19 protein-coding genes and 1 tRNA gene are annotated in these 19877 nt (G+C 63.0%); 18 read left to right on the top strand and 2 right to left on the bottom strand.

The features are described 5' to 3' along the window. Nucleotides 1-2820, bottom strand: coding sequence for an excinuclease ABC subunit UvrA (uvrA, locus tag AC3QLZ_RS14965; protein ID WP_014236709.1), 2820 nt, complete (start codon nucleotides 2818-2820; stop codon nucleotides 1-3). Nucleotides 2821-3040: 220 nt separating this feature from the next. Between uvrA and AC3QLZ_RS14970 the strand changes: the two genes are divergently transcribed. The 11 genes from AC3QLZ_RS14970 (at nucleotide 3041) to AC3QLZ_RS15020 (ending at nucleotide 12478) form a co-directional block, all read left to right on the top strand. After that, nucleotides 3041-3116: transfer RNA gene (locus tag AC3QLZ_RS14970), tRNA-Thr, on the top strand. Nucleotides 3117-3268: 152 nt separating this feature from the next. Further along, nucleotides 3269-4036 carry a 3-hydroxyacyl-CoA dehydrogenase gene (locus AC3QLZ_RS14975; RefSeq protein ID WP_014236710.1) on the top strand — a complete coding sequence of 256 codons (768 nt, stop codon included), beginning with the start codon at nucleotides 3269-3271 and terminating at the stop codon, nucleotides 4034-4036. Between the two features lie 70 nt (nucleotides 4037-4106). Next, complete coding sequence (locus tag AC3QLZ_RS14980; RefSeq protein WP_014236711.1) at nucleotides 4107-6548, top strand: heavy metal translocating P-type ATPase; 2442 nt, start codon at nucleotides 4107-4109, stop codon at nucleotides 6546-6548. 13 nt (nucleotides 6549-6561) lie between these two features. After that, nucleotides 6562-6765 (top strand): cbb3-type cytochrome oxidase assembly protein CcoS, encoded by a 204-nt coding sequence (ccoS, locus tag AC3QLZ_RS14985; protein WP_014236712.1) that lies wholly within the window; start codon nucleotides 6562-6564, stop codon nucleotides 6763-6765. Nucleotides 6766-7076: 311 nt separating this feature from the next. Further along, on the top strand, nucleotides 7077-8504 hold the full coding sequence (ccoN, locus tag AC3QLZ_RS14990; protein WP_014236713.1) for a cytochrome-c oxidase, cbb3-type subunit I: 1428 nt from the start codon (nucleotides 7077-7079) through the stop codon (nucleotides 8502-8504). Between the two features lie 18 nt (nucleotides 8505-8522). Then, a complete protein-coding gene (gene ccoO, locus AC3QLZ_RS14995) occupies nucleotides 8523-9143 on the top strand; it encodes a cytochrome-c oxidase, cbb3-type subunit II (RefSeq protein ID WP_014236714.1) in 621 nt (206 codons plus the stop codon). Between the two features lie 3 nt (nucleotides 9144-9146). Beyond that, the gene (locus tag AC3QLZ_RS15000; RefSeq protein WP_014236715.1) at nucleotides 9147-9335 is read left to right on the top strand and encodes a CcoQ/FixQ family Cbb3-type cytochrome c oxidase assembly chaperone; all 189 of its coding nucleotides are present in this window, start codon (nucleotides 9147-9149) and stop codon (nucleotides 9333-9335) included. Beyond that, on the top strand, nucleotides 9332-10231 hold the full coding sequence (gene ccoP / locus AC3QLZ_RS15005; RefSeq protein WP_014236716.1) for a cytochrome-c oxidase, cbb3-type subunit III: 900 nt from the start codon (nucleotides 9332-9334) through the stop codon (nucleotides 10229-10231). Before AC3QLZ_RS15000 ends, ccoP begins: the two co-directional genes overlap by 4 nt. A gap of 139 nt (nucleotides 10232-10370) precedes the next feature. Next, complete coding sequence (gene ccoG / locus AC3QLZ_RS15010; protein WP_014236717.1) at nucleotides 10371-11783, top strand: cytochrome c oxidase accessory protein CcoG; 1413 nt, start codon at nucleotides 10371-10373, stop codon at nucleotides 11781-11783. An 18-nt stretch (nucleotides 11784-11801) separates the two neighbouring features. After that, nucleotides 11802-12326 (top strand): FixH family protein, encoded by a 525-nt coding sequence (locus AC3QLZ_RS15015; RefSeq protein ID WP_014236718.1) that lies wholly within the window; start codon nucleotides 11802-11804, stop codon nucleotides 12324-12326. A gap of 17 nt (nucleotides 12327-12343) precedes the next feature. After that, nucleotides 12344-12478: a DUF3149 domain-containing protein gene (locus tag AC3QLZ_RS15020; protein ID WP_014236719.1), complete on the top strand. Its 135-nt coding sequence runs from the start codon at nucleotides 12344-12346 to the stop codon at nucleotides 12476-12478. Nucleotides 12479-12547: 69 nt separating this feature from the next. Here the strand turns inward: AC3QLZ_RS15020 and AC3QLZ_RS15025 are convergent, their stop codons facing one another. Next, nucleotides 12548-12991, bottom strand: a complete 444-nt coding sequence (locus tag AC3QLZ_RS15025) for a universal stress protein (protein WP_014236720.1) — start codon at nucleotides 12989-12991, stop codon at nucleotides 12548-12550. Nucleotides 12992-13108: 117 nt separating this feature from the next. On the opposite strand from AC3QLZ_RS15025, the gene AC3QLZ_RS15030 reads away from it, so the two are divergent. The 7 genes from AC3QLZ_RS15030 to AC3QLZ_RS15060 all read left to right on the top strand — a co-directional run bounded on the left by AC3QLZ_RS15030 (nucleotide 13109) and on the right by AC3QLZ_RS15060 (nucleotide 19835). Then, nucleotides 13109-14533 (top strand): MBL fold metallo-hydrolase RNA specificity domain-containing protein, encoded by a 1425-nt coding sequence (locus tag AC3QLZ_RS15030; RefSeq protein ID WP_014236721.1) that lies wholly within the window; start codon nucleotides 13109-13111, stop codon nucleotides 14531-14533. 45 nt (nucleotides 14534-14578) lie between these two features. Beyond that, nucleotides 14579-16336, top strand: coding sequence for a PHA/PHB synthase family protein (locus tag AC3QLZ_RS15035; RefSeq protein WP_014236722.1), 1758 nt, complete (start codon nucleotides 14579-14581; stop codon nucleotides 16334-16336). 120 nt (nucleotides 16337-16456) lie between these two features. Further along, entirely contained in the window at nucleotides 16457-17620 is a 1164-nt protein-coding gene (locus tag AC3QLZ_RS15040; RefSeq protein WP_014236723.1) for an NAD(P)H-dependent flavin oxidoreductase, read from the top strand. Next, the gene (locus AC3QLZ_RS15045; protein WP_014236724.1) at nucleotides 17617-18282 is read left to right on the top strand and encodes a chemotaxis protein; all 666 of its coding nucleotides are present in this window, start codon (nucleotides 17617-17619) and stop codon (nucleotides 18280-18282) included. Before AC3QLZ_RS15040 ends, AC3QLZ_RS15045 begins: the two co-directional genes overlap by 4 nt. Then, nucleotides 18282-19022, top strand: coding sequence for an oxygen-binding di-iron domain-containing protein (locus AC3QLZ_RS15050; protein WP_014236725.1), 741 nt, complete (start codon nucleotides 18282-18284; stop codon nucleotides 19020-19022). The genes AC3QLZ_RS15045 and AC3QLZ_RS15050 overlap by 1 nt, the downstream gene beginning before the upstream one ends. A 124-nt stretch (nucleotides 19023-19146) precedes the next feature. Continuing rightward, the gene (locus tag AC3QLZ_RS15055; protein WP_014236726.1) at nucleotides 19147-19599 is read left to right on the top strand and encodes a hemerythrin domain-containing protein; all 453 of its coding nucleotides are present in this window, start codon (nucleotides 19147-19149) and stop codon (nucleotides 19597-19599) included. Further along, nucleotides 19596-19835: a DUF2249 domain-containing protein gene (locus tag AC3QLZ_RS15060; RefSeq protein ID WP_014236727.1), complete on the top strand. Its 240-nt coding sequence runs from the start codon at nucleotides 19596-19598 to the stop codon at nucleotides 19833-19835. Before AC3QLZ_RS15055 ends, AC3QLZ_RS15060 begins: the two co-directional genes overlap by 4 nt. Nucleotides 19836-19877: the final 42 nt, after the last annotated feature.

The following is a 19877-nucleotide window of genomic DNA, read 5'->3' on the forward strand; positions in this document are numbered from 1 at the left end:
TCAGCGGCTCAGGAGGGGCTTGAGGAAGCGGCCGGTGTGGCTCTCGCCCACCTTGACCACGGCTTCCGGCGCCCCGGCGGCGATGATGCGACCGCCGCCGCCGCCGCCCTCGGGACCCAGGTCCACCAGCCAGTCGGCGGTCTTGATCACATCCAGGTTGTGCTCGATGACCACCACGGTGTTGCCGTGGTCGGCCAGGCGATGCAGCACCTTGAGCAGCATCTCGATGTCGGCGAAGTGCAGGCCCGTGGTGGGTTCGTCCAGGATGTAGAGGGTGCGGCCGGTGTCCCGCTTGGACAGTTCCAGGGCCAGCTTGACGCGCTGGGCCTCGCCGCCGGAGAGGGTGGTGGCGCTCTGGCCCAGGGTGATGTAGGAGAGGCCCACATCCACCAGGGTCTGCAGCTTGCGGGCCACCACCGGCACCGGGTCGAAGAATTCCCGGGCCTGCTCCACGGTCATCTGCAGCACGTCGTAGATGGACTTGCCCTTGTAGTGCACTTCCAGGGTTTCCCGGTTGTAGCGCTTGCCGTGGCAGACGTCGCAGGGCACGTAGATGTCCGGCAGGAAGTGCATTTCCACCTTGATCACGCCGTCGCCCTGGCAGGCCTCGCAGCGGCCGCCCTTGACGTTGAAGGAGAAGCGGCCCGGGCCGTAGCCCCGGGAGCGGGCTTCCGGCACCCCGGCGAACAGCTCCCGGATGGGGGTGAGCAGGCCCGTGTAGGTGGCCGGATTGGAACGGGGGGTACGGCCGATGGGGCTCTGGTCCACATTGATCACCTTGTCGAAGTGATCCAGGCCGATGATTTCCTCGTGCTCCGCCGGTTCCGCCGTGGAGCCGTAGAGGTGCTTGGCGGCGGCGGTGTACAGGGTATCGTTGATGAGGGTGGACTTGCCCGAGCCAGAAACGCCGGTGATGCAGGTCATGAGGCCCACCGGCAGTTCCAGGGAAACGTCCTTCAGGTTGTTGCCCTTGGCGCCGATGACCTGGAGCTTCTTCTCCGGGTCGGCCTGGCGGCGCTTCTTCGGCACCTCGATTTTCTTGCGCCCGGAGAGGTAGTCGCCGGTCATGGAGGCCGGGTTGTCGGTGACCTGCTGGGGCGTGCCCTCGGCGACGATGGCGCCGCCGTGTACCCCGGCGCCGGGGCCGATGTCCACCACGTAGTCGGCGGTGCGGATGGCGTCCTCGTCGTGCTCCACCACGATCACCGTGTTGCCGATGTCCCGCAGCTGGCGCAGGGTCTGCAGCAGACGGTCGTTGTCGCGCTGGTGCAGGCCGATGGAAGGCTCGTCCAGCACATACATGACGCCGGTGAGGCCGGAGCCGATCTGGCTGGCCAGGCGGATGCGCTGGGCTTCGCCGCCGGAAAGGGTCTCGGCGGAGCGGTCCAGGGAAAGGTAGTCCAGGCCCACGTTGATGAGGAACTGCAGGCGGGAGGTGATTTCCTTGAGGATCTTCTCCGCCACCTGGGCCTTGTGGCCGGTGAGCTGGATGGTCTCGAAGTAGTCCCGGGCCTCGGCCAGGGGCAGATGGCTGATCTCGTGCAGGGTCTTGCTGCCGACCTTGACGTGGCGCGCCTCCTGGCGCAGGCGGGTGCCTTCGCAGGTGGGGCAGGTGGTGTTGCTGATGTACTTGGCCAGTTCCTCGCGCACCGCCAGGGAATCGGTCTCCTTGTAGCGCCGCTCCAGGTTGGGAATGATGCCCTCGAAGGCATGTTCCTTGAGCACCAGCTTGCCCCGCTCGTTCATGTACTGGAAGGGCACCAGGTCCTTGTCGCTGCCGTAGAGCAGCACCTGCTTCACTTCGTCGGTCAGCTCGCTGAAGGGCGTGTCCACGCTGAAGCCGTAGTACTCGGCGAGGGAGCCGATCATCTGGAAGTAGAACTGGTTGCGCTTGTCCCAGCCCCGGATGGCGCCGGCCGCCAGGGACAGGTCGGGATGGGCCACCACCCGCTTCGGGTCGAAGAACTGGATCACCCCCAGGCCGTCGCACTTGGGACAGGCCCCCATGGGGTTGTTGAAGGAGAACAGGCGCGGCTCCAGCTCCTGCAGGGCATAGGAGCAGATGGGGCAGGCGAACTTGGCGGAGAAGAGGTGCTCCTGGTTGCTCTCCATCTCCAGGGCGATGGCCCGGCCGTCGGCGTGGCGCAGGGCGGTCTCGAAGGACTCGGCCAGGCGCTGGCGCATGTCTTCCCGCACCTTGAGGCGGTCCACCACCACGTCGATGTTGTGCTTCTGGCTCTTGGCCAGCTTGGGCAGGTTGTCGATCTCGTAGATGGTGCCGTCCACCCGCAGGCGGACGAAGCCCTGGGCCCGCAGCTCGGTGAACAGGTCCAGCTGCTCGCCCTTGCGGTTGGCCACCACCGGCGCCAGGATCATCAGCTTGGTCTCTTCCGGCAGGGCCAGCACGTGGTCCACCATCTGGGACACGGTCTGGGCCTCCAGGGGCTCTCCGTGTTCCGGGCAATAGGGGGTGCCGGCGCGGGCGTAGAGCAGACGCAGGTAATCGTGGATTTCGGTGACCGTGCCCACGGTGGAACGGGGGTTGTGGCTGGTGGCCTTCTGCTCGATGGAAATGGCCGGGGACAGGCCCTCGATCAGGTCCACATCCGGCTTTTCCATCAGCTGCAGGAACTGGCGGGCGTAGGCCGAGAGGGATTCCACATAGCGGCGCTGGCCCTCGGCGTAGAGGGTGTCGAAGGCGAGGGAGGACTTGCCTGAGCCGGAAAGTCCGGTGATCACGATCAGCTTGTCGCGGGGCAGGTCCAGACTGATGTTTTTCAGGTTATGGGTCCGTGCGCCGCGGATTTTTATTTCGTCCATGGGGTGTTCTGAGCTCGGTTGGGGCCAACCGGTAACTATACCCGGTGTCAGGCGGCCAGGGGAAAGGGAGTTGCAGCGGGAATTGCTGTGGCGGCCGCCGCGGCGGCGGAGAACCGGGGCAGGGCGTCGCTTTGCCTGGCGGGCCGGCTGGCGGTGTTGTATTGCCCTGCGGTCTCGGATAAACTTCGCGGCCCCGGATGTGCAATCCGGATGGTTTTTTGCCGGTGTAGCTCAGTTGGTAGAGCAGCGCATTCGTAATGCGAAGGTCGTAGGTTCGACTCCTATCTCCGGCACCAATTCCAGGAAAAAGGGCAGCTCTCCGGAGCTGCCCTTTTTTTTGTTTCCGTCTGCCCTGGCGACTCGGGGCGGGTCGGCATTTCCATACGCTACCGTCTGGAAATGCTATAGAATCCGTCGGTCATTATTTTGAGGACGAGGAGAACACAATATGGAACTCAAAGAGAGCGTATTCGTTGTTACCGGCGGTGGTTCCGGCCTGGGTGCCGCGACGGCCCGCATGATCGTGGCCGGCGGCGGCAAGGTGGTCCTGGCCGACGTGAACAAGGCAGCCGGCGAGGCCCTGGCGGCGGAACTGGGCGCCAATGCCCGCTTCGCCGAAACCGACGTGACCAATGAAGCCAGCGCCAAGGCGGCCGTCGAACTGGCCGTCTCCACCTTCGGCAAGCTCAATGGCCTGGTGAACTGCGCCGGCGTGGCGCCGGCGGAGAAGGTGCTGGGCAAGGAAGGTCCCCATCGCCTGGAGAGCTTTGCCAAGGTCATCAACATCAACCTGGTGGGCTCCTTCAACATGATCCGCCTGGCCACCGAAGTCATGGCCAAGGGCGAACCCAATGCTCAGGGCGAGCGCGGCGTCATCGTCAGTACCGCCTCCGTGGCCGCCTTCGACGGCCAGCTGGGCCAGGCTGCCTATGCCGCCTCCAAGGGCGGCGTCGTGGCCATGACCCTGCCCATCGCCCGGGAACTGGCCCGCAGCGGCATCCGCGTCATGACCATCGCCCCGGGCATCATGGAAACCCCCATGCTCATGGGCATGCCCCAGGAAGTGCAGGACTCCCTGGGCAAGATGGTGCCGTTCCCCTCCCGCATGGGCAAACCGGCCGAATACGCTGCCCTGGTGCGCCACATCGTGGAGAACTCCTACCTCAATGGCGAAGTGATCCGTCTGGACGGCGCCATTCGCATGGCGGCGAAATAACTTATACTGCGGGCCTGTCAGTCCCACCCAAAGGCGCGGGCAATGCTCGCGCCTTTCTTATTTGCGAGCCATGAGCAAAGGCGCCTGTTACCACTGTGGTCAGCCCGTTCCGGATGACGTCGATCTGACGGTCCGGGTCTCCGAATCTCCCCGTGCCATGTGTTGTATCGGTTGCCAGGCGGTGGCCCAGGCCATCGTGGACAACGGCCTGGACGACTACTACCGCAACCGGGATGCCCTGCCCGAATCGAAGCGGGAAGCCCTGCCCGAGGTGCTGGACAACCTGCGCCTCTTTGACCACGCCGATTTCCAGAAAAGTTTCGTGCGCGCCCTGGGCGAGAACGAGCGGGAAGCCTCCCTGATCCTGGAAGGCATTACCTGCGCCGCCTGCATCTGGCTCAACGAACAGCACATCTCCCATCTGCCCGGGGTTGCCGGGGTGGATATCAACTACACCACGCGCCGCGCCCGGGTGCGCTGGGACGAGAGCAAGATCAAGCTTTCCGACATCCTGGCGGCCATCTCGGCCATCGGCTACCGGGCCTACCCCTATGATCCGGCCCGGACCGAGGAGCTGGCCCGCAAGGAACGCCGGGACGCCCTGTGGCGCGTCTGGGTGGCCGGTTTCGGCATGATGCAGGTGATGATGTACGCCATCCCCGTCTATATGGCGGAAGGGGACATGACGGCGGATATCGAATCCCTGATGCGCTGGGCCAGTCTGTTGCTGACCCTGCCGGTGGTCTTCTATTCGGCAGCCCCCTTCTTCCGCAATGCCTGGCGCGACCTCAAGTTCCGCCGGGTCGGCATGGACGTGCCGGTGGCCCTGGGCGTCGGTTCGGCCTTCGCCGCCAGCATCTGGGCCACTTTCGTCGCCGACGGCGAGGTCTATTTCGACTCGGTGACCATGTTCGTGTTTTTCCTGCTGGGCGGGCGATTCCTGGAAATGAATGCGCGCCAGCGTGCCGTCGGCGTCACCGAAGCCCTGGCCAAGCTGCTGCCGGCCTTTGCCGAGCGCCTCGTCGCCTATCCCCAGGACCGCACGCCGGGCAAAGTGGTGGTGGCCGACCTGCGGGCGGGGGATGTCGTCCTGGTGCGTCCCGGCGGCACCATTCCCTCCGACGGGCGGGTGCTGGAAGGGACGAGTTCGGTCAATGAATCGCTCCTCACCGGTGAGAGCCTGCCGGTGTCCAAGCGGGTCGGAGATACAGTCACCGGCGGCGCCATCAATGTGGAAAGCCCCCTGGTGGTGCGGGTCGAACAGGTAGGGGAGGGCACCCGGCTCTCCGCCATCGTGCGCCTGATGGAACGGGCGGCCATGGAAAAGCCGCGGATCGTCGAGATGGCTGATCGCATCGCCAGCCGTTTTGTCGCCGCCCTGCTGCTGGTGGCGGCGGCCGTCGCCCTGGCCTGGTGGTTCATCGATCCGGCCCGGGCCCTGTGGATCACCGTTTCCGTGCTGGTGGTGACCTGCCCCTGCGCCCTCTCCCTGGCCACCCCGATCGCCCTTACGGTGGCCAGCGGTGTGCTGGCCCGGGAAGGGCTGCTGGTGACCCGGGGTCATGCCATCGAAACCCTGGCCCGCTCCACCCATGTCGTCTTCGACAAGACCGGTACCCTGACCTCGGGCCGCATGCGCCTGCTGGAGGTCCTGCCGCTAGGGACTGTCGGTGCCGAGGACGGTTTGCGGCTGGCGGGAGCGCTGGAAGGGGCTTCCGAGCATCCCATCGCCCAGGTATTCCGCAGCAAGGCGGCGCAGCTGGCCGCCTGGCCCCATGGCACCGAAGTCGTCACCAGTATTCCGGGGAGCGGCATTTCCGGGGTGCTGGGCGGTGTCGAATACCGTATCGGCCGTCCCGACTTCGTCGCCGAACTGGTGGGGGCTGCCCTGCCTGACTCTGCCCGGGGCTTTGCCGCCCGGGGCGATACGGTGATTGCCCTGGGGGCGGCGAGCGGCTGGATTGCCCTGTTCGCCCTGGGGGACGAGATCCGGGCCGAGGCGCCGGCCCTGGTGGCCGATCTGCTGGCCTCGGGGCGCCAGGTGGTGCTGCTTTCCGGCGATGCCCCGGAGGCGGCGGCCCGGGTGGCCGCCCTGCTCGGCATCCAGGACGTCCATGGCGGTGTCTCGCCCCAGGGCAAGCACGATTTTGTCTCCCGCCTGCAGGAGGCCGGCGCCGTGGTGGCCATGGTGGGGGATGGGGTTAACGACGCCCCGGTCCTGGCCCAGGCCCAGGTGTCCGTGGCCATGGGCGGCGGCGCCCAGCTGGCGCGGACCCAGGCCGACCTGATCCTGCTGTCGGAGAACCTGGATCATCTGCGGCGCGGCATTGCCCTTTCCGGCAAGGCGCTACGCATCATCCGGCAGAACCTGGTATGGTCCTTTGCCTATAATTTCATCGCCCTGCCTCTGGCCATGTTCGGTTTCATCACGCCCTGGATGGCCGGCATCGGCATGTCCGGCAGTTCCCTGCTGGTAGTGCTCAATTCCCTGCGGCTGCAACGCCCCCTTTAGCGGAGTTTCGTCCATGGAAAGCCTGTATCTGCTGATTCCCCTCTCGGTCGTTCTGGTCTTCGCCATTGGCGTCGCCTTCTGGTGGTCGGTGCGCAACGGCCAGTTCGACGATCTGGAGGGGCCCGCCTACCGCATCCTGATGGACGACGAACTGCCCGGGAAGCGGGATGGGGCTGCGACTGCCAAGGGGGCGGAGGAGGGGGCGGGGGAGAAATAACCCTGGTTTGATCTGGGTCAACAATCCCAAACGGGGCATCAGAGAGAATCCTTCTCGTTTTGGAAGTCCCTCATTTTGTTGGGGGCTTCGCCAAGTTTGTTTCTCTGTTGGGGTTGGGGTGCGTTTGTAACGCACCCTTTTTTTTGCCCATTTTTTTGATGTGGTCCGCCGCCTTTTTGACTTTGTGCGAGACGGCTTGATCTATGTCAAAAGGCGCGGGGCTCCGCTACAATAGCATCCCTGCGATGCTGCCCAAGGGTTCATAGGGAGGTGGCATGAAGATTATCTTTTCCTAGTCGAGAGGTGGGTCCATGTCGGAAACGCAATCCACATACAACTATAAGGTAGTACGGCAATTTGCCATCATGACCGTAGTCTGGGGCATTGTTGGCATGCTTGTCGGTGTCATCATTGCCGCCCAGCTGGTCTGGCCGGAGCTCAATTTCGGGCCCTGGTTGACCTATGGTCGTCTTCGTCCGCTGCATACCAATGCAGTGATTTTTGCTTTTGGCGGTTGTGCGCTGTTTGCAACCTCCTACTGGGTGGCGCAGCGTACCTGCCACACTCGTCTGTTCTCCGACGGACTGGCTGCCTTTACGTTCTGGGGCTGGCAGATCGTCATCCTGCTGGCTGCTGTTAGCCTGCCCCTGGGTATCACCACCGGCAAGGAATATGCCGAACTGGAATGGCCGATCGATATCCTGATCACCCTGGTGTGGGTTGCCTACGCCCTGGTGTTCTTCGGTACCCTGATCAAGCGTAAGGTTAGCCACATCTACGTTGCCAACTGGTTCTACGGCGGCATGATCCTGGCTGTGGCTCTGCTGCACCTGGTGAACAGCGCCGAAATCCCGGTCTCCATGCTGAAGTCCTACTCCGCCTACGCCGGCGTGCAGGATGCCATGGTGCAGTGGTGGTACGGCCACAATGCGGTGGGCTTCTTCCTGACCGCCGGCTTCCTGGGCATGATGTACTACTTCGTGCCGAAGCAGGCTGAGCGTCCGGTTTACTCCTATCGCCTGTCCGTGGTGCACTTCTGGGCCCTGATCTTCACCTACATGTGGGCAGGTCCTCACCATCTGCACTACACCGCCCTGCCCGACTGGACCCAGTCCATCGGCATGCTGTTCTCCTTGATCCTGCTGGCTCCCTCCTGGGGCGGTATGATCAACGGCATCATGACCCTGTCCGGCGCCTGGCATAAGCTGCGTGACGATCCCATCCTGAAGTTCCTGATCACTTCCCTGTCTTTCTACGGTATGTCGACCTTCGAAGGTCCGATGATGTCCGTGAAGTCCGTGAATGCCCTGTCCCACTACACTGACTGGACCGTTGGTCACGTGCATGCTGGTGCTCTGGGCTGGGTGGCGATGGTTTCCGTTGGCTCCCTGTACTACCTGATCCCCCGCCTGTTCGGCGCCAAGCAGATGTACAGCGTCAAGCTGGTCACCGTGCACTTCTGGATCGCTACCATCGGCGTGGTGCTGTACATCGCTTCCATGTGGATCGCCGGTGTGATGCAAGGCCTGATGTGGCGCGCCTTCAACCCTGATGGCACCCTGACCTACAGCTTCGTCGAAGCGGTGAAGGGCTCCTACCCGTTCTGGACCATCCGTCTGGTTGGTGGTGTTCTGTTCCTGGGCGGTATGCTGATCATGTTCTACAACGTGCTGAAGACCATCGGTCAGAGCCAAGGCGCCGACGAGCGCATCATGGCCCCTGCCGCTCATCACGCTTAATCAGGGAGAACGCTACAAATGCTTACGCATGAACAAATCGAAAAGAACGCTGGTTGGCTGATCGTTCTGACCGTCATCGTGATCAGTTTCGGTGGCGCTCTGGAAATCGTTCCGCTCTTCTTCCAGAAGTCCACGACCCAGGCGGTTGAAGGCGTGAAGCCTTACGATCCTGTCCGCCTGGCTGGCCGCGATGTGTATATCCGGGAAGGCTGCTACAACTGCCACTCCCAGATGGTCCGTCCGTTCCGGGCCGAGACCGAGCGCTATGGTCACTACTCTGTTGCTGGTGAGTTCGTTTATGACCACCCGTTCCAGTGGGGTTCCAAGCGTACCGGTCCCGATCTGGCCCGTGTTGGCGAGCGTTACTCCAACGAGTGGCACGTTGCTCACCTGAACAATCCTCGCGATGTCGTTCCTGAGTCCAACATGCCGGCTTACCCCTTCCTGGCCAAGAGCAAGGCCAAGGACAGCGTGGGTGCCGACATCGAGGCCAAGATGCGGGCTCTGCGCAAGGTCGGTGTTCCTTACACCGACGCGGAGATTGCCGGTGCCAAGGCCGAGATTGGCGACAAGACCGAGCTCGACGTTCTGATCGCCTACCTCCAAGGCATGGGCACTGCCCTGAAGAACACCAAGTAAGGTATGGACATCAACGATCTGCGTTCCATCGTGACGGTGCTGGCATTTATGTCGTTCGTCGGCATCGTCTGGTGGGCTTATGGCAAGGGGGCCCGCAAGGGCTTTGACGAAGCGGCCAACTTGCCCTTCGCAGATGACGATGCGGAAGTGATCACCGATCTCTCCCGCAAAGAAGAGAGGAAAACATCATGAGCGATTTCGTTAGCGAGTTTTGGAACTTGTACGTCGTCGTAATCTCGCTGGTGTCTATCATCGGCTGCGGCATTTTCTTGAAATTTCAGAGCGTCCACAAGGGCTCCACGGATACCACCGGGCACGTGTGGGACGAGACTCTGGCTGAGTACAACAACCCTCTGCCTGCCTGGTGGAAGTGGATGTTCTACATCACCATCGTCTTCGCTCTGGTGTATCTGGCCCTGTATCCCGGCCTGGGCAAGTTCCAGGGCGTGCTGGGTTGGTCTTCCGTTGGCCAGTACAAGGCTGAAGTGAAGAAGGCTGACGACACCTACGGTCCCATCTACGACAAGTACCTGAAGATGGATCTGAAGGCTGTTGCTGCCGACAAGGAAGCCAACGAAATGGGCAAGCGCCTGTTCCTGACCTACTGCTCCCAGTGTCACGGTTCTGATGCCCGCGGTTCCAAGGGCTTCCCTAACCTGGCCGATGCCGACTGGCAGTGGGGCGGTGAGGCCGATACCGTCAAGACCACCATCCTGGAAGGTCGTAACGGTGTGATGCCTCCTCACGCTCAACTGGGCGACGAGACCATCAAGAACCTGGCCAACTTCGTCCGCTCCCTGTCCGGTCTGCCGCACGATGCCGTGCTGGCCGCCAAGGGCAAGGAAGCCTTCGGTACCGTCGGTTGCACCGGCTGCCATGGTCCGGAAGCTACCGGCACCCCGGCTCTGGGCGCCCCCAACCTGACCGACAAGGTCTGGCTGTACGGCTCCTCCGAGGCTACCATCACCGAGACCATCAAGAACGGCCGCAACAACCGCATGCCGGCTTGGAAGGACTTCCTGGGTGAAGGCAAGGTGCACATCTTGGCCGCCTACGTGCTGAGCCTGTCCGGCGCCGAGAAGAAGTAATGCTGTAGTCAAAAGGAAGCGCGGTGCAGAGATTCTGTGCCGCGCTTTTTTTTCACCGTGCATGAGCTGTGACCTGTATCAAAATCGCAGTGCGGGCATGACCCGGTACTGCGATTCTGATAAACGTTAAGAGCAAGCAATGAGCCAGATCGAGAACGGCAATTCAGCTGTACCGGAAGCGAATGGGTCTCTCTACGAAAAGCACAAGAAGATCTACGTGCGGGCCGCCTCCGGCCTCTTCAACAATTGGCGTTGGGGGATGGTGTTCCTCACCCAGGCCCTGTTCTACGGGCTCTGCTGGGTCGACTGGAATGGCCGCCAGGCGGTCCTGTTCCATCTGGTCGAGCGCAAGTTCTATATTTTCGGCATGGTGTTCTGGCCCCAGGATGTCTTTTACCTGGCGCTGCTGCTGATCATTTCCGCCTATGCCCTGTTCCTGTTTACTGCGGTGGCCGGGCGGCTCTTTTGCGGCTATGCCTGCCCCCAGACCGTCTACACCGAACTGTTTCTCTGGATAGAAGCCAAGGTCGAAGGTGACCGGCCCGCCCGCATGAAGCTGGACAAGGGGCCGCTGGATGGGCGCAAACTGCGCCTGAAAACCACCAAGCATGCCCTGTGGCTGATCCTTTCGCTGTGGACCGGTTTTACCCTGGTGGGCTATTTCACCCCCGTCAAGGAGCTGGTGGCCTCCATTCCTTCCTTCGGCTTCGGCCCCTGGGAAATCTTCTGGATCCTGTTTTACGCCGGTTTCACCTACATGCAGGCCGGCTTCCTGCGGGAGCAGGTGTGCAAGTACATGTGCCCCTATGCCCGTTTCCAGGGGGTCATGTTCGATCCGGATACCCTGATCATCACCTATGACCCGGAACGGGGTGAGCCGCGGGGCGCGCGCAAGAAAGGGATCGACCCCCGTAGCGAGGGCAAGGGCGACTGCGTCGATTGTGGCATCTGCGTTCAGGTATGTCCGACCGGTATCGATATCCGCAACGGACTGCAGTACGAGTGCATCGGCTGTTCCGCCTGTATTGACGCCTGCGACGAGGTGATGGACAAGATGTCCTATCCGCGGGGCCTGATCCGCTACTCCACGGAGAATGCCCTGGCCAAGCACTACACGCCCAAGGAAATGGTGGCCCATGTGATGCGGCCCCGGGTGCTGCTCTATTCTGCCATTCTCGGCATGATCATCCTGGCGACAGCCTGGGGGCTCGGTACCCGCATTCCGCTCAAGGTGGACGTCATCCGCGACCGCGCGACCCTGGCCCGGGAAGCCGACGACGGGCGCATCGAGAACATCTACACTCTGCGCATCATGAACACCGAAGAAGCGCCGCGGCGCTATGCCCTCAGCGTCAGCGGGCTGCCGGGGGCCGAGATCATCGGCGAGCGCATCGTCGAGGTGCCTGCCGCCACCACCGAGTCGGTCCTGGTGTCCGTGCGTGTGCCGCCCGAGTCCGGTACCAAGGGTGCCAACCATATTTTCTTTGAAATCCAGGCCCAGAATCACGACAAGGTGCGCGTCAGTGAAAAGGCCAGTTTCATGCTTCCCTGATTTTTCAAGCGAGCCCCTATGAGAACTGCTGCACAACCCTGGTACCGCGAGCCCTGGCCCTGGATCCTGGCTGCCGGCCCTGTCGCTGTCATCCTGGCAGGCATCGTCACCGTCTGGCTTGCCATCAAGAGCAACGACGGCCTGGTGGCGGACGATTACTACAAGCAGGGCCTGGAGGTGAACCAGGTCATTCAGCGGGATCGCAGGGCCGAGGAATTGGGGCTCCAGGCGGAAGTCTTCGCCGGTAACAACGGCAGCTTCCGCGTCCTGCTCACGAGCACCCAGGGTGCGGCCCTGCCGGAGAATGTGCGCCTGAAACTGGCCCACCCGGCCAAGGCCGGATTCGATCAGGAAATTACCCTGGCATCCGATGGTCAGGGCGCCTATAGTGGCAAATTGAATAATCCCATCGTCGGCAATCGCTGGCTGGTGCGTCTTGAGGACGAATCCGGCAACTGGCGTCTGTCCGCCGAGTGGGCAATGGAAAAGCAAGAGTCGCTGTCTATGAAAGTGACCGCACCGGTTTCTTCTTCTAATCGTTAATAACGGGAGGTAACACCATGGCTTGGAAGGAATTGTTTTCCACTGATATCGGTCTGCTGAGTCTCTTCACCATCGGCTTTGTGGTGGTGATGGGCGCCTACTTCGGCGTCTATTTCAGCAAGAAAATGAACGAGAAGCCCGGTCAGAAGTAATCCGGTCTCCGTCAAAGCAAAAGGCCTGGAATTTCCAGGCCTTTTTCATTTGCGGCAACTGATCCGGGATCAGCGATACACCAGCACCGGCACCTTGGAGTGGGTCAGGACCTTGTTGGTCTCGCTGCCCAGTAACAGGCCGGTGATGCCCTTGCGGCCATGGGAGGCCATGAAGATGAGGTCGCAGGCGGACTTTTCGGCCGTCTCGATGATGGCCTCATAGGGAATGTCGCTGGTGACGGCGACCGTGGTGCAGGGTACGGCATTGGCCTGGCAGAGTTGCTCCACCTGACCCAGGAATTCGTTGGCCTGGTTGTCGGCCAGTTCGGCAAATTTCTCCGGCGTGGTCGGATCGATCAGAGCACCTTCACCGTAGTAGGTGACGGGATACTCGGGCTTGGCGTAGAAGGCGGTAATGCGGGCGCCGCATTCCTTGGCGAAGGAGACCGCCTTCTTGGCCGTCTCGCGGGAGAGTTCGGAACCGTCGGTAGGGAGTAGGATGTGCTTGAACATGTGAGGGGCTCCTCTATGGGAAAAAATCTCTAGGCCCCATCCTAAGTCAGTTTTGACGGAAGTCAAAACCCTAGCCACTCTTGGGGCGAGAATGGCATAAACGCAAGGAGTGTATCGATGTCGCTGCAGGGCAAGATTCAGGTCAGCATGCATGGTGCGGCCGGTGAGGTCACCGGGTCGTGCACCCTGGTGGAAATGGAAGGGCTGCGCTTCCTGGTGGATTGCGGCATGTTCCAGGGGGGCGGCGATGCCTACGGCAAGAACCAGCGCGCGCTGGCTTTTGACGTGCGCCATCTGGACTTCGTCCTGCTGACCCACGCCCATATCGACCATTCCGGACTGCTGCCGCGCCTGGCCATGCTGGGCTATCGCGGCCCCATCTACGCCACCGCCGCCACGACCGACCTGCTGCAGGTGCTGCTGCTCGATTCGGCCCATATCCAGGAGAAGGAGTCGGAGTGGCAGTTGCGTCGCAGCCACCGCTCCGGCCGCGGCGGGCGCGGTCTGCAGCCGCCGCTCTATACGGTGACCCAGGCCCAGGAGTGCCTGAAGCTGCTGCGTGCCGTCGATTACGACACCCCCCTGCATCCGGCATCCGGTGTCAGCGTGCGTTTCCGGGATGCGGGTCACATTTTGGGGTCGGCCATTCTGGAGGTGCAGATCGACACGGCCGACGGTCCGCGCAAGCTGGTGTTCTCGGGCGACCTGGGGCAGCCGGGGCGCCCCGTGCTGCGGGACCCCGAGTTCATCGCCGAGGCCGACCTGCTCTGCATCGAATCGACCTACGGCAACCGGGTGCACCGGCCCCTGGAGGATACCGAGGCGGAGTTGATCCGGGCCTTTGAGCACACGTTCGGCGAGAAGCGCGGCAACATCATCATCCCCGCCTTCGCCGTGGGGCGGACCCAGGAAATCCTCTATGTCCTTGGCGGTCTGGTGCGGCAGGGGCGGCTGCCCCACCTGAAGATTTACGTGGATTCCCCCATGGCCGATGCGGCCACCCGCATCACCCTCAAGTACCGCCATCTGTGGGACGACGAAACCCGGGACCTGATGGCCTGGCAGGAAGCCAATCCCCAGGCGGTGCGGGTGCATTTCACCGCCGACGTGGAAGAGTCCATGGCCCTCAACGACATCCGGGAAGGCGCCGTGATCATCTCCGCCAGCGGCATGTGCGATGCGGGACGCATCAAGCACCACCTGGCCTACAACCTGCCCCGTCCCGAGAGCACGGTGCTGATTACCGGCTTCCAGGCGGCTGGCACCCTGGGGCGTCGATTGGTGGATGGGGCCCGGACCGTGCGCCTGTTCGGCCAGATCGTGCCGGTGCGGGCGGACGTGCATACCATCGGCGGCCTCTCCGCCCATGCGGACCAGCAGGCGCTGCTGGACTGGGTCGGACACTTTTCCCGGGCGCCGGGCCAGGTGCGGGTCGTCCATGGCGAGCCGGAGGCTGCCGAGGCCCTGCGCGATGCCATCGAACAGCGCTACGGCTGGGCCAATGTGGCCGTAGCCCGTTGCAACGACCCTGTCATAGTTTGATATAAAATTCCTCTTCCAGCGTCAGTCCTAAAAAGGCAGAAAACCATGGCGGCCAACCCCAATTCAGCTTCCTCCTCCAAGCACCACAAGAGCATCAACCTCTCGGGAGCCAGTCCCCTGGAAGACATGGGGGAGAAACTGGAGAAGCAGGTCGATCCTTTTGGCATCACCACCTCCATGCTCAATGCCCAGGCCGCCTGGCTGATGCATCCCCAGGAGCTGAGCCGCGTCATGACGGGTCTTTCCGGCGACCTGCTGGCCCTCCAGGCCCACGTCATGCGCCGGGCCCTGGGCCTGCCTTCCGAGGATGTGGTGCGCCCCCACGAGGATGACAGCCGTTTTTCAGATCCGGTATGGGAGCAGTCCCCGACCTGGGACATCATGAAGGAGTGGTATCTGGCCATGACCCACCGGCTGGAGGACATGTACTTCGAGACCCCCGGACTGTCGGACAAGGAGCGCCGCCGCGCCGCCTTCTGGCTGCGCAAGTGGCTCAATGCCGTGGCGCCCACCAATTTCTTCTGGACCAACCCGGTGGCCCTGCGCAAGTTCGTCGAGAGCAAGGGAGAGTCCCTGGCCCGGGGCATGGAGAACTATCTCAAGGACAGCCAGTCCGGCACCGTGCGCATGGTGGACGAGGATGCCTTCAAGGTCGGCGTCGATCTGGCGACCACGCCCGGCCAGGTGGTGTTCCGCAACCGCCTGGTGGAACTGATCCAGTACACCCCGACCACGGCCCAGGTCTACAAACAGCCCATCGTCATCGTCACGCCCTGGATCAACAAGTTCTACATTCTGGACCTGACCGCCAAGAAGAGCCTGGTGCGCTATCTGGTGGAGAAGGGCTTCACGGTTTTCATCACCAGCTGGAAAAATCCGACCGAGGACATGTCCCAGGTCACCTACGAAGACTATGTGACTGAGGGCGTGCATGAGGTCATGGAAGCCGCCCGCACCATCTGCAAGGTGCCTCAGGTCAATGCGGTGGGCTACTGCATCGGCGGCACCACCCTGACGGCTTACATGGCCTGGGCCAACCGCAAGTTCGGCAGTGCCGACAAGGTGCCGGTGTCCTCCTGGACCCTGTTCACCACCCTGACGGATTTCTCCCGTCCCGGCGACATCGAGGTCTTCGTGGATCCGGCCAGCGTCAAGTGGATCGAGGATTCCATGGCCAAGAAGGGCTACCTCGACGGCAAGGAAATGATGTCCTCCTTCCGCATGCTGCGTTCCAACAGCCTGATCTGGCACTACTACGTGCACAGCTACCTCTACGGCGAGCCCCTGGCGCCTTTCGACGTGCTGTTCTGGAACGTGGACAGCACCCGCATGCCTTACGCCATGCATTCCTACTACCTGCGGGAGATGTACCTCAACAATAATCTGGTGAAGAAGGATGCCCTTACCATCGGCGGTGAGGCCATCGACCTGGAACGCATCACCCAGCCTCTCTATGCAGTGACGGCGGAGGACGACCATATCGCCCCCTGGCGCCAGTGCTATCGCATCCGCAAGTACGTCAGTGCGCCGACCCGGTTCGTGCTGTCCACTTCCGGCCACATCCTCGGTATCGTCAATCCGCCGGTGAATCCGCCCAAGCGCAGCTACTGGGTGGGCGAGCCGGAGCGGGGCGAGAATATCGAGCGTTGGGAAGCGGCGGCCGAGAAGCGTCCTGGCAGCTGGTGGGAGGACTGGGTGCAGTGGCTGGTGCCCAAGAGTGGCGCCCTGGTGGCCCCGCCCAAGCCCCACAAGGATTTTCCGGCCCTGGCGCCGGCGCCGGGCACCTACGTGCTGGAACCCTGAGGCAGGCATGGGAAGGGGAAAGCCCGGCGGGGGAGCTACGACAAAAGGCTTAATCCAGATCAAGCCAAGCATCCCGGATTGTGATATCGTGGGCGGCTTTGTTTTTAGGCCCCAGACTCGATGAGCTCCACCGCTTTCCCCCCTCTCAAAATCAAAGGTAAGACCCTGGTGCCCATCGTCCAGGGGGGAATGGGGGTCGGTATTTCCGCCCACCGCCTGGCTGGTACCGTCGCCTCCCTCAACGGGGTGGGGACCATCGCCAGCGTCGATCTGCGCCGCCACCACCCGGACCTGATGGCCGAGACCGGCCGTTCCCGCAACCGGGAAGCCATCGAAAAGGCCAACCTGATCGCCCTCGACCGGGAAATCAAGATGGCCCAGGACATCGCCCAGGGCCGCGGCGTCATCGCCGTGAACGTCATGCGGGCGGTGACCCAGTACCAGGATTACGTGCGTCAGTCCTGTCAGTCCGGCGCCGAGGCCATCGTCATGGGTGCCGGCCTGCCCCTGGATCTGCCCGAATTGACCGAGGGCTACCCGGACGTGGCCCTGGTGCCCATTCTTTCCGACGTGCGCGGCATCGTGCTGCTGCTGAAGAAATGGATGCGCAAGAACCGCCTCCCCGACGCCATCGTCATCGAACATCCCCGCTACGCCGGCGGCCACCTGGGTGCCGCCAAGAAGGAGGATGTGAACGATCCCCGCTTCAACTTCGAGGTGGTCATCCCCGGCGTGCTGGAAGCCTTCGAGGAAATGGGCATTGCTTCCGAGAAGATTCCCCTGATTCCGGCTGGCGGCATCAACAGCCACGAACGGGTGCGGGAGCTGATCGACATGGGCGCTGCCGCCGTGCAGCTGGGCAGTGCCTTCGCCGTGGCCGAAGAGGGCGACGCCGACATCGAATTCAAGAAGGTCCTGGCCGGCGCCAAGGACAAGGACGTGGTGGACTTCATGAGCTGTGCCGGCCTGCCGGCCCGGGCAGTGAAGACCCCCTGGCTGGAAAAGTACCTGAACCGGGAAGAAAAGCTCATGGCTGCCGCCGCCGGCAAGGAGCACAAATGCACCCTGGCCTGGGACTGCCTGCTGCAGTGCGGCCTGCGGGACAGCAACCCCAAGCATGGCCAGTTCTGCATCGACAACCAGTTGGCTGCCGCCGTCACCGGCGACGTGCAGAAGGGCCTTTTCTTCCGCGGCGCCTCCAGCCTGCCGTTTGGTTCCGCCATTCGCCCCGTGCGAGAATTGATGCATTATCTGCTGACTGGCGAAAAACCCGTCTTCACATGACCTCCACGGCGCTGCAGGTTTCCGACACCTACCCGGCATCCCATTCCGGCATTCGTGCCGCGGAAGGAACTGCCGGGGCGTCCCTGGACCTGCTGCGCATCGTGCGCATCAACGAACAGATCAAGGCGGTGGTGGCCGTCGCCTTCAAGATCAACATCATGGCCCTGAACGCCATCTTCCTGGCCAAGCGGGCCGGCAGTGCCGCCCTCGGCTTCGGCGTTCTCTCCAACGAATTGCGAGTCTTCTCCCGGGACCTGCGGACCCAGATGGAGTCCCTGCGCCAGCTGATCCACGCCTCCGTGGTGGAAGTGTCCCGCCTGCTGCAGCATTCCCGCTATTCCCGCCTGCTGGCGGCCGGTGTCCAGCTTTCCGGCGGCAACGCCCGCCTGGAAGAGGTGCTGCGGCGGCGCGACCGGGAGGCCCAGGTGCGGCGCGAGACCCTTTCCCGCCTGCGGCGCGAGCTGAAGCTGGCCCTGGAAGATGCTTTCCAGCTGGTGGAGCTGGGCGGCGTGCTGGCCAAGTCGGCCAAGATCGAAGCCGCCTACGGGCAAAGCTTTACCGGGGCCCTGGCCCAGGTTTCCGGCGAGTTCGACGGCATTGTCGAAGAGATCCGCGGTTCCCTGGAGACCCTGAAAAAATCCAGCTTCTTCGGGGGGAGATAATGAAAAAGACCCAGACCATCTTTCAGGACGGCACCCACAAGTGGGTGGCCATCGTGCGCGATCCGGAACGTCCCGACTCCCTCATCGACACCAATGAGTACCTGGTGGCCAACGGCGTCCAGGGGCTGATCCTGGACCCGGGCGGCGCCGAGATTTTCCCGGCGGTGTTCTCCGCCCTGGCGGCCGAGTTCGATCCGTCCGCAGTGGTCGGCCTGTTCGCTTCCCACCAGGACCCGGACATCATCTCCTCCCTGGCCATGTGGCTGGAATTCAATCCCAAGATGCACTGCTACACCAGCTGGCTCTGGGAGAGCTTCATTCCCCATTTCGGCGGCACCAGCGACACCTTCGTGCCCATTCCCGACGAGGGTATGGAGATCGGCCTCAACGGCCTCACCCTGACGGCGGTGCCGGCCCACTACCTGCATTCCTCCGGCAATTTCCACCTCTACGACCGCCAGGCCCGCATGTACTTCTCCGGCGACGTCGGCGCCGCCCTGCTGCCGCCCGAGGAGGCTGGCCTCTTCGTCGAGGATTTTGACCGCCACATCAAGCACGCCGAAGGCTTCCACCGTCGCTGGATGGGTTCCAACGAAGCCAAGCGCCGCTGGTGCGAGCGGGTGGCCCAGATGGAAATCGACATGCTCTGCCCCCAGCACGGCGCTATCTACCAGGGGGCCGACGTGCAGCGCTTCATCAACTGGTTCGACGAGCTGCAGGTCGGCATCCTGCGCGGCTGAGCGGCCTCTCCCGCCCTCCTGTTTCGCCCGGCGCCGGACACCTGTCCGGCGCTTTTGATTCCAGTCAAGGAGTCCTCCTGCCGGGCTGGGCAGAATCTGCCTGAACCCCAGAGAGGAAGCAGGCATGACCCCCATCCGAGACTACATGAGTGGCGACCACCGCCGCTGCGACGACCTGTTCGCGGCCGTGGAGCAGTCCCTCGCCCAACCCGACCCGGCCTTGCCGGCCCAGCTCTTCGCCGATTTCTGCCAAGCCACCCTGGCCCATTTCCAGGCGGAAGAGGAAACCCTCTTTCCCGCCTTCGAGCAGGCCACCGGCATCCGCATGGGGCCCACCCAGATGATGCGGCTGGAACATGTGCAGATGCGCAGTCTCATGGACGAGGCGCGCCAGGCCCTGGCCGCCGGCGACCAGGACGACTACCTGGGGGCGGCCGAGACCCTGCTGATCCTCATGCAGCAGCACAACCTGAAGGAAGAAAACGTCTTGTATCCCATGTGCGACGAACATCTGGCCGGGCATGCCGGTGAGCTGCTGCCCCTGCTGCAGAAGACCACCGGGAGTGCCCAGTCATGAGTGCCCGCGACGAAGCCACCCTGGTGGTGGATGCCCGCATGATGGAGCCGCCCGAACCCTTCGTGCGCACCATGGAGGGCCTGGATGAGCTGAAGGACGGGGAAAAGATGCTGCTCCTGCTCTACCGGGAGCCCCATCCCCTGTACCGCACCCTGGTGAACAACGGCTATACCTACCGTTCCCAGACCGCAGAAGACGGCACGGTGGAGATTCTCATCTGGAAGGTGGCGGCCTGAGGTCCCTGGCGCCGGCCCGTCGCCGCTGATCGTCACGCCGCC

Source organism: Azospira sp. MPR-LB4 (genome assembly GCF_058809525.1).

What these genes read in the sequence shown, in the direction of transcription:
- uvrA (WP_014236709.1), bottom strand. Translation starts at nt 2,820, where the DNA reads ATGGACGAAATAAAAATCCGCGGCGCACGGACCCATAACCTGAAAAAC.
- AC3QLZ_RS14975 (WP_014236710.1), top strand. Translation starts at nt 3,269, where the DNA reads ATGGAACTCAAAGAGAGCGTATTCGTTGTTACCGGCGGTGGTTCCGGC.
- AC3QLZ_RS14980 (WP_014236711.1), top strand. Translation starts at nt 4,107, where the DNA reads ATGAGCAAAGGCGCCTGTTACCACTGTGGTCAGCCCGTTCCGGATGAC.
- ccoS (WP_014236712.1), top strand. Translation starts at nt 6,562, where the DNA reads ATGGAAAGCCTGTATCTGCTGATTCCCCTCTCGGTCGTTCTGGTCTTC.
- ccoN (WP_014236713.1), top strand. Translation starts at nt 7,077, where the DNA reads ATGTCGGAAACGCAATCCACATACAACTATAAGGTAGTACGGCAATTT.
- ccoO (WP_014236714.1), top strand. Translation starts at nt 8,523, where the DNA reads ATGCTTACGCATGAACAAATCGAAAAGAACGCTGGTTGGCTGATCGTT.
- AC3QLZ_RS15000 (WP_014236715.1), top strand. Translation starts at nt 9,147, where the DNA reads ATGGACATCAACGATCTGCGTTCCATCGTGACGGTGCTGGCATTTATG.
- ccoP (WP_014236716.1), top strand. Translation starts at nt 9,332, where the DNA reads ATGAGCGATTTCGTTAGCGAGTTTTGGAACTTGTACGTCGTCGTAATC.
- ccoG (WP_014236717.1), top strand. Translation starts at nt 10,371, where the DNA reads ATGAGCCAGATCGAGAACGGCAATTCAGCTGTACCGGAAGCGAATGGG.
- AC3QLZ_RS15015 (WP_014236718.1), top strand. Translation starts at nt 11,802, where the DNA reads ATGAGAACTGCTGCACAACCCTGGTACCGCGAGCCCTGGCCCTGGATC.
- AC3QLZ_RS15020 (WP_014236719.1), top strand. Translation starts at nt 12,344, where the DNA reads ATGGCTTGGAAGGAATTGTTTTCCACTGATATCGGTCTGCTGAGTCTC.
- AC3QLZ_RS15025 (WP_014236720.1), bottom strand. Translation starts at nt 12,991, where the DNA reads ATGTTCAAGCACATCCTACTCCCTACCGACGGTTCCGAACTCTCCCGC.
- AC3QLZ_RS15030 (WP_014236721.1), top strand. Translation starts at nt 13,109, where the DNA reads ATGTCGCTGCAGGGCAAGATTCAGGTCAGCATGCATGGTGCGGCCGGT.
- AC3QLZ_RS15035 (WP_014236722.1), top strand. Translation starts at nt 14,579, where the DNA reads ATGGCGGCCAACCCCAATTCAGCTTCCTCCTCCAAGCACCACAAGAGC.
- AC3QLZ_RS15040 (WP_014236723.1), top strand. Translation starts at nt 16,457, where the DNA reads ATGAGCTCCACCGCTTTCCCCCCTCTCAAAATCAAAGGTAAGACCCTG.
- AC3QLZ_RS15045 (WP_014236724.1), top strand. Translation starts at nt 17,617, where the DNA reads ATGACCTCCACGGCGCTGCAGGTTTCCGACACCTACCCGGCATCCCAT.
- AC3QLZ_RS15050 (WP_014236725.1), top strand. Translation starts at nt 18,282, where the DNA reads ATGAAAAAGACCCAGACCATCTTTCAGGACGGCACCCACAAGTGGGTG.
- AC3QLZ_RS15055 (WP_014236726.1), top strand. Translation starts at nt 19,147, where the DNA reads ATGACCCCCATCCGAGACTACATGAGTGGCGACCACCGCCGCTGCGAC.
- AC3QLZ_RS15060 (WP_014236727.1), top strand. Translation starts at nt 19,596, where the DNA reads ATGAGTGCCCGCGACGAAGCCACCCTGGTGGTGGATGCCCGCATGATG.